Annotated in this window: 15 protein-coding genes and 2 pseudogenes; 8 read left to right on the forward strand and 9 right to left on the reverse strand. The window is 63.5% G+C overall.

The genetic code is table 11. From position 1 onward, the window contains the following. Positions 1–23: 23 nt before the first annotated feature. The 3 genes from AB4Z00_RS18085 to AB4Z00_RS18095 all read right to left on the reverse strand — a co-directional run bounded on the left by AB4Z00_RS18085 (position 24) and on the right by AB4Z00_RS18095 (position 1,740). Entirely contained in the window at positions 24–404 is a 381-nt protein-coding gene (locus tag AB4Z00_RS18085) for a nuclear transport factor 2 family protein (RefSeq protein ID WP_442046794.1), read from the reverse strand. A 39-nt stretch (positions 405–443) separates the two neighbouring features. Next, positions 444–977 (reverse strand): DUF937 domain-containing protein, encoded by a 534-nt coding sequence (locus AB4Z00_RS18090; RefSeq protein WP_442046795.1) that lies wholly within the window; start codon positions 975–977, stop codon positions 444–446. Positions 978–1,149: 172 nt separating this feature from the next. Further along, positions 1,150–1,740 (reverse strand): hypothetical protein, encoded by a 591-nt coding sequence (locus tag AB4Z00_RS18095; RefSeq protein ID WP_442046796.1) that lies wholly within the window; start codon positions 1,738–1,740, stop codon positions 1,150–1,152. Between the two features lie 86 nt (positions 1,741–1,826). Between AB4Z00_RS18095 and AB4Z00_RS18100 the strand changes: the two genes are divergently transcribed. From AB4Z00_RS18100 to bktB, 6 genes and pseudogenes are all read left to right on the forward strand, one after another. Then, on the forward strand, positions 1,827–2,975 hold the full coding sequence (locus AB4Z00_RS18100; RefSeq protein ID WP_442046797.1) for a winged helix-turn-helix domain-containing protein: 1,149 nt from the start codon (positions 1,827–1,829) through the stop codon (positions 2,973–2,975). A gap of 42 nt (positions 2,976–3,017) precedes the next feature. After that, positions 3,018–3,176, forward strand: a complete 159-nt coding sequence (locus tag AB4Z00_RS18105; protein ID WP_442046885.1) for a fluoride efflux transporter FluC — start codon at positions 3,018–3,020, stop codon at positions 3,174–3,176. A 206-nt stretch (positions 3,177–3,382) separates the two neighbouring features. After that, positions 3,383–4,255, forward strand: a complete 873-nt coding sequence (locus AB4Z00_RS18110; RefSeq protein WP_442046798.1) for a DnaJ C-terminal domain-containing protein — start codon at positions 3,383–3,385, stop codon at positions 4,253–4,255. Continuing rightward, on the forward strand, positions 4,252–4,590 hold the full coding sequence (locus tag AB4Z00_RS18115; protein WP_395395881.1) for a chaperone modulator CbpM: 339 nt from the start codon (positions 4,252–4,254) through the stop codon (positions 4,588–4,590). The genes AB4Z00_RS18110 and AB4Z00_RS18115 overlap by 4 nt, the downstream gene beginning before the upstream one ends. A 265-nt stretch (positions 4,591–4,855) precedes the next feature. Continuing rightward, positions 4,856–5,167 carry a hypothetical protein gene (locus AB4Z00_RS18120; protein ID WP_442046799.1) on the forward strand — a complete coding sequence of 104 codons (312 nt, stop codon included), beginning with the start codon at positions 4,856–4,858 and terminating at the stop codon, positions 5,165–5,167. A gap of 237 nt (positions 5,168–5,404) precedes the next feature. After that, a pseudogene (gene bktB, locus AB4Z00_RS18125) lies at positions 5,405–6,600 on the forward strand (beta-ketothiolase BktB). A 75-nt stretch (positions 6,601–6,675) separates the two neighbouring features. Here the strand turns inward: bktB and AB4Z00_RS18130 are convergent. The 3 genes from AB4Z00_RS18130 to AB4Z00_RS18140 all read right to left on the reverse strand — a co-directional run bounded on the left by AB4Z00_RS18130 (position 6,676) and on the right by AB4Z00_RS18140 (position 8,449). Then, positions 6,676–6,924 carry a hypothetical protein gene (locus tag AB4Z00_RS18130; protein WP_442046800.1) on the reverse strand — a complete coding sequence of 83 codons (249 nt, stop codon included), beginning with the start codon at positions 6,922–6,924 and terminating at the stop codon, positions 6,676–6,678. Positions 6,925–7,089: 165 nt separating this feature from the next. Continuing rightward, positions 7,090–7,845: an RES family NAD+ phosphorylase gene (locus AB4Z00_RS18135; RefSeq protein WP_442046801.1), complete on the reverse strand. Its 756-nt coding sequence runs from the start codon at positions 7,843–7,845 to the stop codon at positions 7,090–7,092. After that, a complete protein-coding gene (locus AB4Z00_RS18140) occupies positions 7,838–8,449 on the reverse strand; it encodes a hypothetical protein (RefSeq protein WP_442046802.1) in 612 nt (203 codons plus the stop codon). Before AB4Z00_RS18140 ends, AB4Z00_RS18135 begins: the two co-directional genes overlap by 8 nt. Positions 8,450–8,781: 332 nt before the next feature. On the opposite strand from AB4Z00_RS18140, the gene AB4Z00_RS18145 reads away from it, so the two are divergent. Then, positions 8,782–9,891, forward strand: a complete 1,110-nt coding sequence (locus AB4Z00_RS18145) for an IS110 family transposase (RefSeq protein ID WP_442046803.1) — start codon at positions 8,782–8,784, stop codon at positions 9,889–9,891. A 296-nt stretch (positions 9,892–10,187) separates the two neighbouring features. Here the strand turns inward: AB4Z00_RS18145 and tnpC are convergent, their stop codons facing one another. The 3 genes from tnpC to AB4Z00_RS18160 form a co-directional block, all read right to left on the reverse strand. Further along, complete coding sequence (gene tnpC, locus AB4Z00_RS18150; RefSeq protein ID WP_442046804.1) at positions 10,188–11,756, reverse strand: IS66 family transposase; 1,569 nt, start codon at positions 11,754–11,756, stop codon at positions 10,188–10,190. A gap of 67 nt (positions 11,757–11,823) precedes the next feature. Beyond that, positions 11,824–12,177 (reverse strand): IS66 family insertion sequence element accessory protein TnpB, encoded by a 354-nt coding sequence (gene tnpB / locus AB4Z00_RS18155; protein WP_442046805.1) that lies wholly within the window; start codon positions 12,175–12,177, stop codon positions 11,824–11,826. Then, a complete protein-coding gene (locus tag AB4Z00_RS18160; protein ID WP_442046806.1) occupies positions 12,174–12,596 on the reverse strand; it encodes a transposase in 423 nt (140 codons plus the stop codon). The genes tnpB and AB4Z00_RS18160 overlap by 4 nt, the downstream gene beginning before the upstream one ends. A 154-nt stretch (positions 12,597–12,750) precedes the next feature. On the opposite strand from AB4Z00_RS18160, the pseudogene ctrA reads away from it, so the two are divergent. Then, a pseudogene (gene ctrA / locus AB4Z00_RS18165) lies at positions 12,751–13,451 on the forward strand (response regulator transcription factor CtrA). The last annotated feature ends 119 nt before the right edge of the window (positions 13,452–13,570 follow it).

Raw genomic sequence — 13,570 nt, forward strand, 5'->3', positions numbered from 1 at the left:
ACCGCGCCGACCCTGCGGAACGATCATGGCCGAACGACGGGCGAGCAATGGGCCGCCTCGATGCGCCACTGATCGCCCGGCAGCCGGTGCCAGCAGCGCGTATAGGCGAAGGTGCCGCTGAAAGGTTGGGCGTCGTAGGATCCCGACAACTGGACCGTGACGCAGACCACCGCGCTGTCGCCCAGGAGGCGAATGAGGGGTGGCTCGATGGGGTTCAGTTGTTCGATGCGAAGCAGGCCGGACTGGTGAGCGCCGAGATCATCGCCCTTGTCGAGCCGCACGCCGACCTGGTTGGTAAAAATCAGATCGGGGCTGAGCAGGGCATCGAGGGTCGCCACATCGCTGGCGAGCAACGCCGCGCGAAGCCGGCCTTCGGCATGCTCGATCTGCGCGCGGTCGTCCATAAGCAGGCCTGTCCCAAAGTCGTTTGAAAGGGAGGGCGGTCAACGGCCGCCCAGGATCGATCCCAATATGCCGCCGAGTCCGCCGGCTGATGCGGCGCTCCCGGAGGACCCGCCGCTACCGGCGAGCGCACCGGCAATGCTGCCGAGAATGGATTCCAGTCCGCCCTGCTGCCCCCCGGAGCGCTTGGCGAGGTGCCCCGCGACAAGCATCGCGAGGATAGGGAGCATCTTCTTGAGGATCGCGGGATCGAGGCCAGCGGCTTGCGATGCTTTCCCGGCGACCTCCCGGCTGACGTCCTTCGAGCCGAACAGGCTCGCCAGCAGTTGATTGCCAAGGCCGGTGTCAGTGGGGCTGGAGCCGACGACATTATCGATGAGCCCCGAGCCGCCCAGCGCCTGGACCTGGGCCGCTAGACCCGCCGGTTCAACCGGGGCCGCCGTCTTGCCGTTGATACTGCCGATGAGCGAGGGAAGAAGAGCCTGCGCCCCGCGTTCGGCATCTTCGCGTGAAATGCCAAGTTGCTGGGTCAAGGCGTCGAGGCTTCCTTCGGGAAGCAGATCGGCAAGGTTCATGTCACGTCTCCAATTTGCATGTGGGGCGGGGCAGCGTTGCACCAAGGGGTGGGCATCATCGGTCAGGGCGTCAACAGGCTTTCAGCCGCGCCGATACTTGCGTAGCGATGAGGCGGACAGTTCGCCGCAGGCCCGCGGCGCCAAGAGCAAGCGCCGGCCCTGGGATCAAGGGCTACCGCGACGATTTCGACGCGCCCTCGGCCCTCGAGGCTGCCAGCCAATAGAGGACCGCGGCGATAAGCCAGAGGCCGGCGAACAGGGCGCTGAATGTTCCGCCGCGCGCATCAATCTGTGCGCCCATCGCCGCGATGCCTGCCTGGGCAGCGGCAGCCGCGCCATGGGAGATCGCCATGCCCAGCGGTCTGAAGCGCGCCATCGCCGGGCCGATGAAGGCGATGATGGGCACGCCAGCGAAGAGGAGGTTGAAGGGATTGTCTTCCGACCCGATCATGCCGACCGCGAGATTTGCCCAGATCGTCAGGAAAACGGTGAGGACCGATACCACACTCGCCGCGCGGTACCATGGATTGGGCGAGCGCCGGACCAGCCATTCGGCGGCGAGCCCCGTTCCGCCGAGCATGAGGCCCATGACGAGGAAGTCGGTTTCGTCCCAGCGCACCTGCGGGGTGTAGTGCATCGCGATGGCGGGGAGCACGAGGAGGAGCAACGCGAGCCCCCAGGCCGAGATCCGCCACGGGTTGAGCGCCTGCTTGAGCCTGCCATTGTCTGGTGCTGCGTAACTATCGTTCCGATGATCATCCATGATATCGCCTCCATTCGAGATGAGATCATCAGGGTCCCGGAAAGACCGATGAGCGTCATGAGAAGCATATGAGGTTTTGCTGAAAAGTGCCGCCGCGTGGATATCATTTCGGCCAGTTCGTCCTCGATCCCGAGGATCGGCGCCTGCTGCGTGACGGCGTTCCGGTCGACCTCAACGCGCGCTATCTCGACGCACTGGCGCTTCTCGTGCGCAATGCCGGGTCGCTCGTCGGCAAGGACCGTTTTCTAAGTGAAGTCTGGAAAGATGTGCCTGTCACCGACGAGGCGCTGACCCAGTGCATCCGGCTCCTTCGCCAGCGCCTGGGTGACGATGCGAGCCGTCCGCATTTCATCGAGACGGTGCCCAAGCACGGCTACCGCTTCATTGCCGAGGTCAACTGGCGCGAAGGCTCTGCCCCGGCCGAAGACTCGGCCCCCCACACGCTTCACCCGTCGGCCGCGCTCTCGGCGCTCCGCCGAGTAGCGATGATGGCGGGAGCCGGAACGCTGGGTGCTGGGGGCGCCGGATTGATCGGCGGGCTCGCATACGGCTTTATCGCCGCGACGCCGCCGCTCCCAGGCGGAGGCGGCGCCGCGTCCTCCGTCTTCGTGTTGCTCTGGCTCACCCTGGCGGTGGCGCTCGTGGGCGGCGCGGGTGTCAGCCTGGGGATCGCTTGGGCCGAGGCCGCTGGAAAACGCCCATGGCTTACTCTTGGCGGCGCAGTCGGCGGAATGATCGTCGGCGGCGTCGTGAAGTTGCTTGGGATCGACGCGTTCAATCTCTTGTTCGGCCAGTCACCGACAGGGATTACGGGCGGGCTCGAGGGCTTTTTTCTGGGGGCCGGGGTGGGCCTTGGTGCTACCTTGTCCGGCATGGGCGGTTCCGATCGTTCCCTTCGCTCTGTGGCGGCGCGCGCGGCGCTTTGCGGCGGTGCTGCCGGGAGCGTTGTCGTTCTTCTTGGCGGCCACCTCATGGCCGGGAGTTTCGAGCAACTCGTCCAGACATTCCCGCGATCGCGGATCGGCCTCGCGCAGATCGGCGGCCTGTTCGGTGAGCAGGGTCTTGGCCCGGTGGCCGAGGCGGCCTCTGCGTTCGTTGAGGGCGCGCTGTTCGCGGCGGGCGTGGTCGTTGCCATGACGCTGGCGCGCCGTGAGTTGGACAGGCCTGAAGGCCGCTTGGCGTCGTCGTCCGGCCTGGTTGCGAGCCGCAGAGGCGGCGCGCCTCGGTTGGGTTAGAACCCGCCAGCCGGGGCATGGGCAGCGAGCGCCGCCGGCCTCATCGGCGGCTTCACCACCTGGTCGACGTTCAGCCTTGACGCGTACAGCCTGTGGGAACGCGGCGAACAGGCCGCGGCGATAGGCTACGTCCTTGGCAGTCTCGTCCTGTCGTTCACGGTTTTGGCGGTTGTCGTGGTGGCGGCTCGCCGCTTCGGTTGATGCAGATTAGAGGTTGGATTGAGTGTCAGCGATCATTTGCCGGCGGCCCCGACGGTGGCACGGAGCCAGAAGAAAATCGTGCTGCCAGCCCCAACCGAAATCTTGTTTTTGTCCCGACCGCAACAAAATTGGATGAGCGCGGCTATGCCGCGCTGGGCCAATGATACAGGAGCGAGGGCACGACGTTGAGCAGTCCTTATGAGGTCTTGGGGGTATCGCCGACAGCCTCGGCGGATGAAATTCAGAAGGCCTACCGAAAGCGCGCCAAGACCCTCCATCCCGATCTCAATCCTGGCGACCGGACGGCTGAAGACAAGTTCAAGGCCGTCGCGGGAGCCTATGATCTCCTTCGTGATCCCGAAAAGCGGCGTCGCTTCGACGCCGGCGAGATCGACGAGACCGGCGCCGAGCGACCGCCGCAGGGCTATTACCGGGACTATGCCAGCAATGATTACGGCCGATATGCCAATAGCGGCGGCTTTGCGGATTTCGACGAGGACCTGTTCGCCGACTTGTTCCGGCAACGCGGGAGAGGGCAGCCCAATCGGCGCGGCGAGGATCTCCAGTTCCGCCTGGGTCTGACCTTGGCGCAGGCGATCACGGGCGGCGAACAGCGATTGACCCTGCCGGGTGGTGGTACGCTCGACGTCAAGATTCCCGCCGGGGTCGCCGATGGCCAGACATTGCGCCTCAAGGGCAAGGGCGGGATGGGCTTTGGCAGCGGCGGCCCCGGTGACGCCTACATCATGCTCGAGGTTCTGCCCGATCCGCGATTTGCGCAAGAAGGCGACGATCTCGTTCTCGAGGTTCCGATCTCGCTGAGCGAAGCGGTGCTCGGCGGCAAGATCCAGGTCGCGACACCGACGGGCCAGGTGTCGATGACGGTGCCGGCCGGTTCGAACAGCGGCAGCACATTGCGGCTGAAGGGGCAGGGGGCCCCGCGTGCAGGCGGCGGCCGCGGCGACGAACTGGTCAGGCTCAAGATCGTACTGCCCAAGCCGACCGATCCGGAGCTCGAAGCCTTCGTGAAAAGCTGGGAGGCGGGCAGGGCACACAATCCGCGGGAGACAAGCCGATGATCGACCTGGACGACTTCGTGCAGCGCACGGGTATCGCACGGAAGGTTCTGACGACCTGGATCGAGCGCGAATGGCTGGTCGCCGAGCACTCCGGCACGTTGCAGCTCTCGGAAATGGATGCCGCCAGAGCACGGCTCATTCATCAGCTGGAAGGCGATTTCGGGATTAACGACGAAGGCATCGAGATCGTTCTCCACCTGCTCGACCAGATCCATGGCCTACGCCGCGCGCTCGAGACCATGCAGCGAGCAGGACCTGCCGGGCAGGGCAGGGTGACCCGGCGTGGGAGCCGCCTCCGCCAGCGCTACTATCGCCTGGGCAAGCGCCGGCCCTAGTTGGCCAGTCGCCGCCCGCCCTTAGGCGCGAGCAAGATGGGGATTATCGCCAAAGGCACACCAGTGACGCGCCTGGTTCGCGCGCAGTGGGAAAGTCGGCGGAAAGAGCGGGGAAGACTGTGGAACGCCTGTGAAAAAGAACAGGACTCACTGCGATACAATTCGGCGTGTCGTGGAGCATCGGCGACAAATCGCGTGGTCACAAAATCGAAGTTAACGACGAGAGTGGCGCAAATCTGTAAGGGTTCGCTTCTGGAGTAGACAGATGCCTTACAGCTTTTCCCCCGTGTGCGTCGACACGGGCTGCGAGGATGTTCAGGGTCTGCAGGTCTTTCGGGACGATCGCCTGATTGCCCTGTTCGTTCGCCTGGAGTCGGATTGTCACAGTGACCACCAAGGTTGCTGGTTTCTGGAGGCCGGCTTTGGCCGCTGCGCGGCGATGTCCGCCGGACCCTTTGGCAGCGTGTTCGATGCCTTTCGATGGACCGCGGAACAATATGAAGGCCGTCGTATAGGGGACGGGCCCTTGCACAAGCTTGGTATCCTGGCCGAGCAAGTCGCAAACTGCATCCATTAGCGCTCCGAAGCGACCGCAACACCGATCCTGGCTCCGAGGAGACGTGACCGGACACATTTTAGACCGGCGTCGACGGCGGGAGCCTTTAACCCTCGGCATCCCCGTCGCCGCGACCACGTCTCCGCAAGATGATTCCATGGGTATAAATCTTCATTTGTCCGCATTCATAAATCAGAAGTGATGTCTGCGGCATCATATCGCTGCATGCATGTCAGCGGCTCGCTGAAAGGAGCGATCGTGGAAGACGTTGTGATTCTGGCCGGTACGCGAACCGCGATCGGCGACTTTGGTGGTAGCCTGAAGGACGTCGCGCCCTGGCAGCTTGGCCGTATCGTCATTTCCGAGGCGATCGCTCGCGCGGGCATCGCGGCCGAGGACGTCGGCCATGTCGTCATGGGCCAGGTAATCCAGAGCGAGCCGCGCGACGCCTATCTGGCTCGCATCGCGGCGATCGCGTCCGGCATCCCCGACCGGACGCCCGCGCTCACCTTGAACCGGCTGTGCGGCTCGAGCGTGCAGGCGATCATTTCCGCAGCGCAGATGATCGCCCTTGGAGAATGCGAGATTGCTGTGGCCGGGGGCGCGGAGAGCATGAGCCAGTCGCCTTATGTCACCAAGGCAATGCGCTGGGGGCGGCGCTTGGGCGACGTGGTGATGGTCGACGCACTGAGCGCGGTTCTGACCGATCCGTTCGGCGCCGGGCATATGGGGGTCACCGCCGAGAATGTCGCCGAGCGCCACGCGATCAGCCGCGAGGCGCAGGATGCGCTAGCCGCCCAAAGCCATGCCCGAGCGGCCCGGGCGATCGCGGAAGGTCGTTTCAAGTCGCAGATCGTGGCGGTCGAAGTTAGGGAGCGGGGAAAGTCAGGTCGTTCGAAGTCGACGAGCATGTCCGTCAGGACGTGTCCTCCGAAAGTCTGGCATCGCTCAAGCCGATTTTCAAACCGGACAGCGGTACCGTTACGGCCGGAAATGCGAGCGGCATCAACGACGGCGGCGCGGCGGTGATCCTCGCTTCGGAGCGGACGGCGCAGGCACGCGGTTTGCAGCCCATGGGGAGGGTCGTCGCCTGGGGGCATGCGGGCGTCGCGCCGGAAGTCATGGGTCTGGGCCCGGTCGAAGCCGTACCGATCGCGCTAGCCCGTGCCGGGCTAACTCTGGCCGACATGGATGTCATCGAGGCGAATGAAGCCTTCGCCGCCCAAGCCTGCGCCTTGAGCAAATTGCTGGGTTTCGATCCGGAGAAAGTCAATCCCAACGGAAGCGGGATCGGTCTTGGCCATCCGGTGGGCGCGACCGGGGCCATGTTGACGGTAAAGGCGCTCTACGAGCTGACCCGCACCGGCGGCCGCTACGCCCTCGTGACTATGTGCATCGGCGGCGGGCAGGGGATCGCGATGATCATCGAGCGGCTTGGTCCAAGGCTCTCCTGATCCACTCGCTCGGCGGCTCTGTTTGGCAGCGGCAGGCTAGGCATTTGATGGAAAAAGGCCGGCGCGCTTCCCCCCTTAGGCGGAACCGCCCGGAGGGGCGGCGTCTTGCGCGCTCGCGTCAGCCTCTGCGGCGCCGGCCTTCGCGCCTTCTTCAGCGGCTTCGGCCACCGACTTTTCGAACATCTTCTTGAGCACCCAGCCCACCGCGAAAGTGACGGTTGCTGTGACCACTGCCCGTGCGGCGGTCTCCTCGAGCGACCGGATGAATTTCCGGCGCCGGCTCGGGGCCGTGGCGCGTTCGATGATACTGTCAACTGCTTTCATGTCCTGCCTGGCATGTCCTTGTCGGTCGTGGAACGCCCTAGGCCTGGCGGCGCTCCCGGCGCTTATGGATCATGCGCAAGAAAATGACGTCCAGGAGGTCCAAGTAGCTCCCGTCCGCAGGAGGAGTGCGCCTGGCTGCCAGGGTTGTCGTGCCAGTTGCCGACGTTACTTGCCGGTGATCTTGACGCCGATTGTGTCAGCGAGGTCGATGAGCGCTGCGAAGGTGTCGGCATCCGCGACGATGTCGACCGGCGCTTCGATATGGCTGAACGGCGCGGCGGGCAGACGGTCCTCGAAGAGAATAAGGGCGCGCGCGCTATCATCCTGGCGCGATACCCATCCCAGCCCCTGAACGTCCGTACATTGAGCGTGGATGGCCTCTGCCCAGGCGCGGGTCTGCGGATAGATGTCCTTGTCGCTGTCGATGAGGTCGACGCGCGGGATTCCAAGCTTGCGCAGCGCGGTACTACCCAGGTCTTCCAGTGTCAGGTCGGCTGCTGGCTGCAACCGGGAATAGTGGTGCTTTCTGAGTTTCCTCTTGGCGACGCTCTTCAGGCCGGGCGCGTGCGGCACATCGTGGAATACCGTTTCCATGGCAGCGCATTCGAGCGTGGTGCCGCCATAGATGGTAGGGATCGCGTTACCCGCGGCATCGCGGATCGGGCTGAAGCGGGCATTGCCGCCCGGCCCGGGATTGAATGCATCCGGCGCGTACTCATCGGGGTGGATGCGATGGATGGTCTGGCTTGCTGGCCAGCTCGTGCGTTTGACGAGCGCATCGAGATTGTCGGGCGGCGAGGCGATCGTGCGAGAAGGGATCGCTCCGGCAGGGGCGGGAGCCGGAGCGACAGGCGCCGTCTTGCGCGTTCGCGGCTTGGCTGGATCGGCACCCGCGTCGCGGGGTTTGGGTCCTTTAGCCATGACGCACGCCTGCGACCTCGTCTTGCGCGGCCGCGAGTACGCGGTCGGGATCGCTGATGAGGAGATCCTGTGGCAGAGCGCCGCCCAGGAAGCTGTTGGCGGACGCGAACCAGATCGCGATGTCCCAGGCATCGAGCTCATCCCCGAAGACCTGGAGTATGGGAGCGAGACCCTTTACCGGCCGATATTGCGCGTCGGGATCGAGGGCATAGGCCGGATAGAGATCATTGCCATCGTGGCGCAGCGCAAAGATCCGCCTCTCGCGCTTCCATTTGTTTGGCTGGGCGCTCGAATTTTGCCCACTGAACCCGGCGATTTCAGACAGCTTGGCGGCATTGACCCATTCCGCGCTTTCCAGCACAGCCTTACGGGCTTCGGCGTTCATCCGAGCTTGGGTGAGCAGATGTTCGGGCGGCGAAACGGCGGGGACGAGCGCGTCGACCAGCTTTTCGAGGGTTGCGGTCTCACGCTCCGCAAGGTTGCGCAGGATCATCGGCGCGATCAGGCGAACCGCCTCGGCGAAGGCAGAGGCCGCAGCTTCGCCAGCATGTTCCAACTGAAAAGCGATGATGGGTCCGTCATTGTCCTTCAGGCGCGCTCGCACGTCGCGCGCGGAGCCGGTAAGGGGCTTGATACGGACGTCCGAAAAATCCGGCGCTGTTGCGGTGGCCATGATCGCCTCACTGGATATGATGGATATCCATATAGCATGATATCTTAAATAATCAATGAGAGGTTGAATTCAATCAACATGTGCCGCGCTTAGTGCCGCGCGGCACATTCTCGCTTCGACAAGTGAGTTGATCGCCAGCATGCCCGCCTCAGAAGAAGGGTAAGACCGTATGTCCGCTGAGCGACTGAGGGCGACCCTACGCTTACACTGTGGTGGCGAGGGCGGCGCAGGTGCCGAGCCTTCGCTATCGCGGAGAAGGTGTCATGGTCGAGCAGAGAGAGGCATTTGTAGGCATTGACGTTGCAAAGCTGCGCAACGCTGTAGCCGTCGCCGACGGCGGACGCATGGGCGAAGTGAGGTATCTGGGCGAGTTCGACGCCGACGAGGCGAGCATGCGTCGCTTGGTGAAATGGCTTGCCGCAAAGCACGAAAGTGTCACCTTTTGCTATGAGGCAGGGCCGACGGGATACGGACTTCATCGTCTGATCAAGTCGATGGGCTTCGAGTGCACGGTCGTCGCACCCTCGCTCATTCCACGACGTCCAGGCGATCAGGTGAAGACCAACCGCCGGGATGCGATCGGACTGGCTCGGCTGTTGCGCGCGGGCGAGCTTACTGCGGTATGGGTGCCGGACGAAAGCCATGAAGCTATGCGCGATCTGGTTCGCGGCCGCTCGGCAGCTGTCGAGACGCAGCGCGTCCACCGCCAGCACATCACGTCGTTCATGCTCAAGCATGGCAGGATCTTCCCACGGAAGAAGACGTGGTCGATGCGATATCTGCGATGGCTGCAGGAACAGCGGTTCGACCATCCGGCTCACCAGATCGCCCTTCAGGAGATGGTCGATGCACTGCGGCTGGCGAGCGAGCGGATCAAACGCATCGAAGCGGCGATCGAAGAGTTCCTGCCAGGCTGGTCTCTCGAACCCCTCGTACGCAGCCTACAGGCCCTTCGTGGTGTCGATCTGATCGTCGCCGTCACCTTCGCTGCGGAGGTCGGCGACGTGACGCGCTTCGAGAATCCCAGGCAGCTCATGAGCTATCTGGGCCTCGTGCCTAGCGAACGATCAACGGGCGCATCCGTGCGGCGTGGCGGCATCACCAAGGCTGGCAACAGCCGTGTGCGGCACATGCTCGTCGAAAGCGCATGGACCTACCGCCATCCACCGCGCATTGGCGTGAAGAAGCTCTACATCCATGAGCGGGTCTCGCCCGTCGTGCGTGAGATCGCCTGGAAAGCACAATCTCGCCTTACCGCCCGATATCGGCGGCTGGCGGCAACCGGCAAGCGAACGACGGTCGTTTGCACCGCGATCGCACGCGAGCTTGCCGGCTTCATGTGGTCGGTCGGACGCGTCGTGCAGCCAGTCTGATCGACCCATCCCACTCGCGCACAGGCGGGGGCAGGATCACGGCAGGGGAACGCCCGACAGACGCTTTGTGGCCGGCTATTGGCCGACGCCCGTAGTAAGACAGGGACAGCCCCAGACGCTTAATCGGTAATGCGGTATCCAACCCGCGCATCAGAGCTTGATCACCGACGTCCTTCAGGTCCTGCCTCCACCTGTGTGCGATTATCCAAATGGCTCCGGCTGGACCGGTCGCTGGCGCACGCCCGAAACGTTGACAGCGGACATCAGAGCGCTAAAACACCCCCACAGGGGAGCGCTCAGGCGGCCTGATCGATGACGGGGCTGGCGGTGGCGCGACTATCTACCCAGTTGTAGGGGAGCAGATCATCGATGGGATCTGTGTCGCCGCACAGGACGATGCGTGCGAGGACATCGGCGAGGTAGGCCTGCGGGTTGATACCGCCCAGTTTGCATGTTTCGATGAGGCTGGCGAAGGTTGCCCAGTTTTCAGCCCCCAGGTCATGGCCTGTGAACAGGGCATTTTTCCGCTGGAGGGTAATTGGCCTGATTGAGCGCTCGACGGTGTTGTTATCCAGCTCGATCCGTCCATCCTCAAGGAAACGGACGAGGCCTTTCCAGTGGTTGAGGGTGTAACCGATGGCCTCGGCTGTATGGGAGCCGCGGGGTAGTTTGGGCAGCATTTCCTTGAGCCATGGCAGCATGTCCGCGATGATCGGAGCGGCTTCAGCCTGGCGCACCGCCAGTCTGTGTTCGGGGCTGGAGCCTCGGATACGAGCCTCGATCTTGTAGAGCCCGGCGATCCGCCGCAGCGCCTCATCGGCGACCGGTGCGTTGCCGCCCTTGGCATCGTCGAAGTAGCCCCTCCTGACATGTGCCCAGCAGAAGGCGAGCGTTCCGGGACCGGCCCTTCGGTCCGGCGCCTCGATGTGCTTGTACGCGCCATAGCCATCGCACTGGACGATGCCGGTGAAGTTCCCGAGCAGCTTTTCCGCCCAGACTTTCCCGCGACCTGGCATGTAGGTGTAGGCGACAGCCGGTGGATCGGTGCCGCCATGCGCCCCATCATCACGAGCGATCGCCCAGAGATATCCTGTCTTCACCTTGCCAGTGCCGGGAGCCAGGACCTTCGCGGTGGTCTCATCCACGAACAGCCTCGCGCCCGACAGGAGGTCGGCCCTCATCCGGCTGGTCAGGCGGCCGAGCCAGGCGGCGGCTCTGCCTGCCCAGTTACACATTGTCCCCCTGTCGATCTCGATACCCTGGCGCCGCAGTGCCTGTGCCTGCCGGTAGAAGGGAGTGTGATCGGCATATTTCTTGACGAGAACATCGGCGATCAGCGCCTCGGTGGGCAGGCCGCCTGGCACTACATGCTTGGGCGCAGGCGCCTGGAACACGCCATCGCTGCATGCCCGGCACGCCATTTTCGGACGGGACGTCACGATGACGCGATACTGGACAGGGATGACATCGAGCCGGCTTGATATGTCGCTGTCGATGCAGTGCAGCACGCCTCCGCAGCAGGGGCATTCCGTCTCGTCAGGGAGGATCACTTCCTCGACACGGGCCAGATGTGCCGGCAGCGACGCCCGCGCTGTCCCGGGCTCCCTTCGCGCCCGTTCCTTCTTTTGTCCTGCGGCAGCCGCTGCCTGCTCGGCCAAAGCCTCCAGTTCAGCGCGGGCAACATCGAGATCGTCGAGGCTCAGCGCCAACTGATCTTCGTTCAGCTTCTCCGACCGTTTTCCGAATGTCGTCCGGGTGATCTGGTCGATGATATGCTGCATCCGAGCTTCACGCTCGAGGCCGGCCAGGACCATCGCCTTGAGAATGGCGACATCGTCAGGAAGGTCGGCTGCCGTGGCGGACATGCCCTATTTCTGGCAGTTTCCGGGCAGTCCGCAATGGCATTTCGATCAGGGGAATCAGGCGTGCGACCTATCGCGTCGTCACCGGAGCCTGAGCGCGCGGCGTGTGCATTTTCGACCATTGCAGCCCTTCGAACAAGGCCGACGCCTGCGATGCTGACAGTCGCATCACGCCATCATGCGCCCGGGGCCAATGAAAGCCTCCGGTCTGCAAGACCTTGCTCACAAGTACCAGGCCGGTGCCGTCCCAGACCAGCAGCTTGATCCTGTTCGCCCGCTTCGAGCGGAAGATGAAGACCACCCCCGAAAAAGGCTTGAGTCCGAGTTCATGCTCGACCAGCGCCGCCAGGCTGACGGCACCTTTCCTGAAGTCGACCGGCTTTGTCGCCACCATCACCTTGAGCGGCCCTGGCGGGATGATCATCCCGACCGGCTCCCCGCGGCAAGCACACGGGCGATATGATCCTCGCTCGCCCCTGGCGGCACGTGGATCGCCAGCCTTGCCGTGCGGATCACGATCTCATCGCCTCCACCATCAGCCGAGCCGGAGCCGCCCGCATCGTCAATCACCGCCGGGACAAAGCCCAGCTTCTTGCTGGCCAGACGCTTGCCCGGAATGCTGTCATGCCGCCACGCATAAAGCTGCTGCGGCAGTAACCCATGCGTCCGTGCGATTTCTGCGATGATGGCGCCGGGCTCAAAACTCGACGCTATGATCCGGGCCTTGGCCTCGGCCGACCAGCGGCGACGCGAAGGTCCCGCTGGAATGACATCCATACGCGAGGGCCGCTGGCCCTCCTGCCTTTCGAAACCTGTTTCGAATGTTCTTACATCATCAGCCACTACGATACCCCTCGGATGAGGGGCAAAACATAGACAGATCAGCAGCTACGAAAATGTGGGGAGGTTTTGGCGCTTACGAAGAAGGGCGGAGCGAGGCTTGTTAACCAAGCTATGTCACAGCGCTTTAACCAGGCTATCAACGTAGGGACATTGCATGCGGGTTTTGTTGATCGAAGACGACACTACGGTCGCGAGTGCCCTCGAGCTGATGCTGAGTGCCGAGGGGTCAATGTCTATTCGACCGACTTGGGCGAGGAGGGCCTCGATCTCGGCAAATCCTATGATTACGATCTCATCTGTCTCGACCTCAACCTGCCGGACATGCACGGTTTCGACGTCCTCAAGAAGCTGCGGATGGGCCGAGTCGACACTCCGGTGCTGATCCTCTCGGGGATTGCGGAACTGGATTCCAAGGTCCGTGCCTTCGCCATGGGCGCGGACGAGTATCTGACCAAACCCTTCCATAAGATCGAGCTGGTCGCGCGGATCAACGCTGTCGTCCGCCGGTCGAAGGGTCATGCCGAGTCCGTCATACGTATCGGCAAGATTGCCGTGAACCTCGATGGGAAGGTCGCCGAAGTCGACGGGGCCCGCATACATCTGACAGGCAAGGAATATGCGATGCTCGAGCTGCTGGCCCTGCGCCAAGGCTCAACGCTCACCAAGGAAATGTTCCTGAACCATCTTTATGGCGGCGTTGACGAACCGGAGCTCAAGATCATCGATGTTTTCATCTGCAAGCTACGAAAGAAACTGACCCTCGCATGCGGCAGCGAAAACTATATCGAAACGGTGTGGGGCCGCGGCTACCTGCTCCGGGCGCCAGGCGGGGAGGCCTTTGAGCAAGCGGCCTAAAGCTTCGGGTGTTACACAAGCCTCGTATCTTTCGGCAGGGTGGATGTGCTGATGCCGTCCCTTTGAGCGCGGCAGTCCGCGCTTTCCCCTTGGGTGCACCGCTCGGCTATGACTAGATC

Origin of the sequence: Novosphingobium sp. YAF33 (assembly GCF_052113265.1) — a bacterium.
Classification (GTDB): Bacteria; Pseudomonadota; Alphaproteobacteria; order Sphingomonadales; family Sphingomonadaceae; genus Novosphingobium.

Excerpts from the sequence above, each read along its gene's own strand:
- AB4Z00_RS18120 (WP_442046799.1), top strand. The coding sequence starts at position 4,856 with ATGCCTTACAGCTTTTCCCCCGTGTGCGTCGACACGGGCTGCGAGGAT.
- AB4Z00_RS18145 (WP_442046803.1), top strand. The coding sequence starts at position 8,782 with ATGGTCGAGCAGAGAGAGGCATTTGTAGGCATTGACGTTGCAAAGCTG.
- AB4Z00_RS18130 (WP_442046800.1), bottom strand. The coding sequence starts at position 6,924 with ATGAAAGCAGTTGACAGTATCATCGAACGCGCCACGGCCCCGAGCCGG.
- AB4Z00_RS18095 (WP_442046796.1), bottom strand. The coding sequence starts at position 1,740 with ATGGATGATCATCGGAACGATAGTTACGCAGCACCAGACAATGGCAGG.
- AB4Z00_RS18085 (WP_442046794.1), bottom strand. The coding sequence starts at position 404 with ATGGACGACCGCGCGCAGATCGAGCATGCCGAAGGCCGGCTTCGCGCG.
- AB4Z00_RS18090 (WP_442046795.1), bottom strand. The coding sequence starts at position 977 with ATGAACCTTGCCGATCTGCTTCCCGAAGGAAGCCTCGACGCCTTGACC.
- tnpB (WP_442046805.1), bottom strand. The coding sequence starts at position 12,177 with ATGATCATCCCGCCAGGGCCGCTCAAGGTGATGGTGGCGACAAAGCCG.
- AB4Z00_RS18135 (WP_442046801.1), bottom strand. The coding sequence starts at position 7,845 with ATGGCTAAAGGACCCAAACCCCGCGACGCGGGTGCCGATCCAGCCAAG.
- tnpC (WP_442046804.1), bottom strand. The coding sequence starts at position 11,756 with ATGTCCGCCACGGCAGCCGACCTTCCTGACGATGTCGCCATTCTCAAG.
- AB4Z00_RS18115 (WP_395395881.1), top strand. The coding sequence starts at position 4,252 with ATGATCGACCTGGACGACTTCGTGCAGCGCACGGGTATCGCACGGAAG.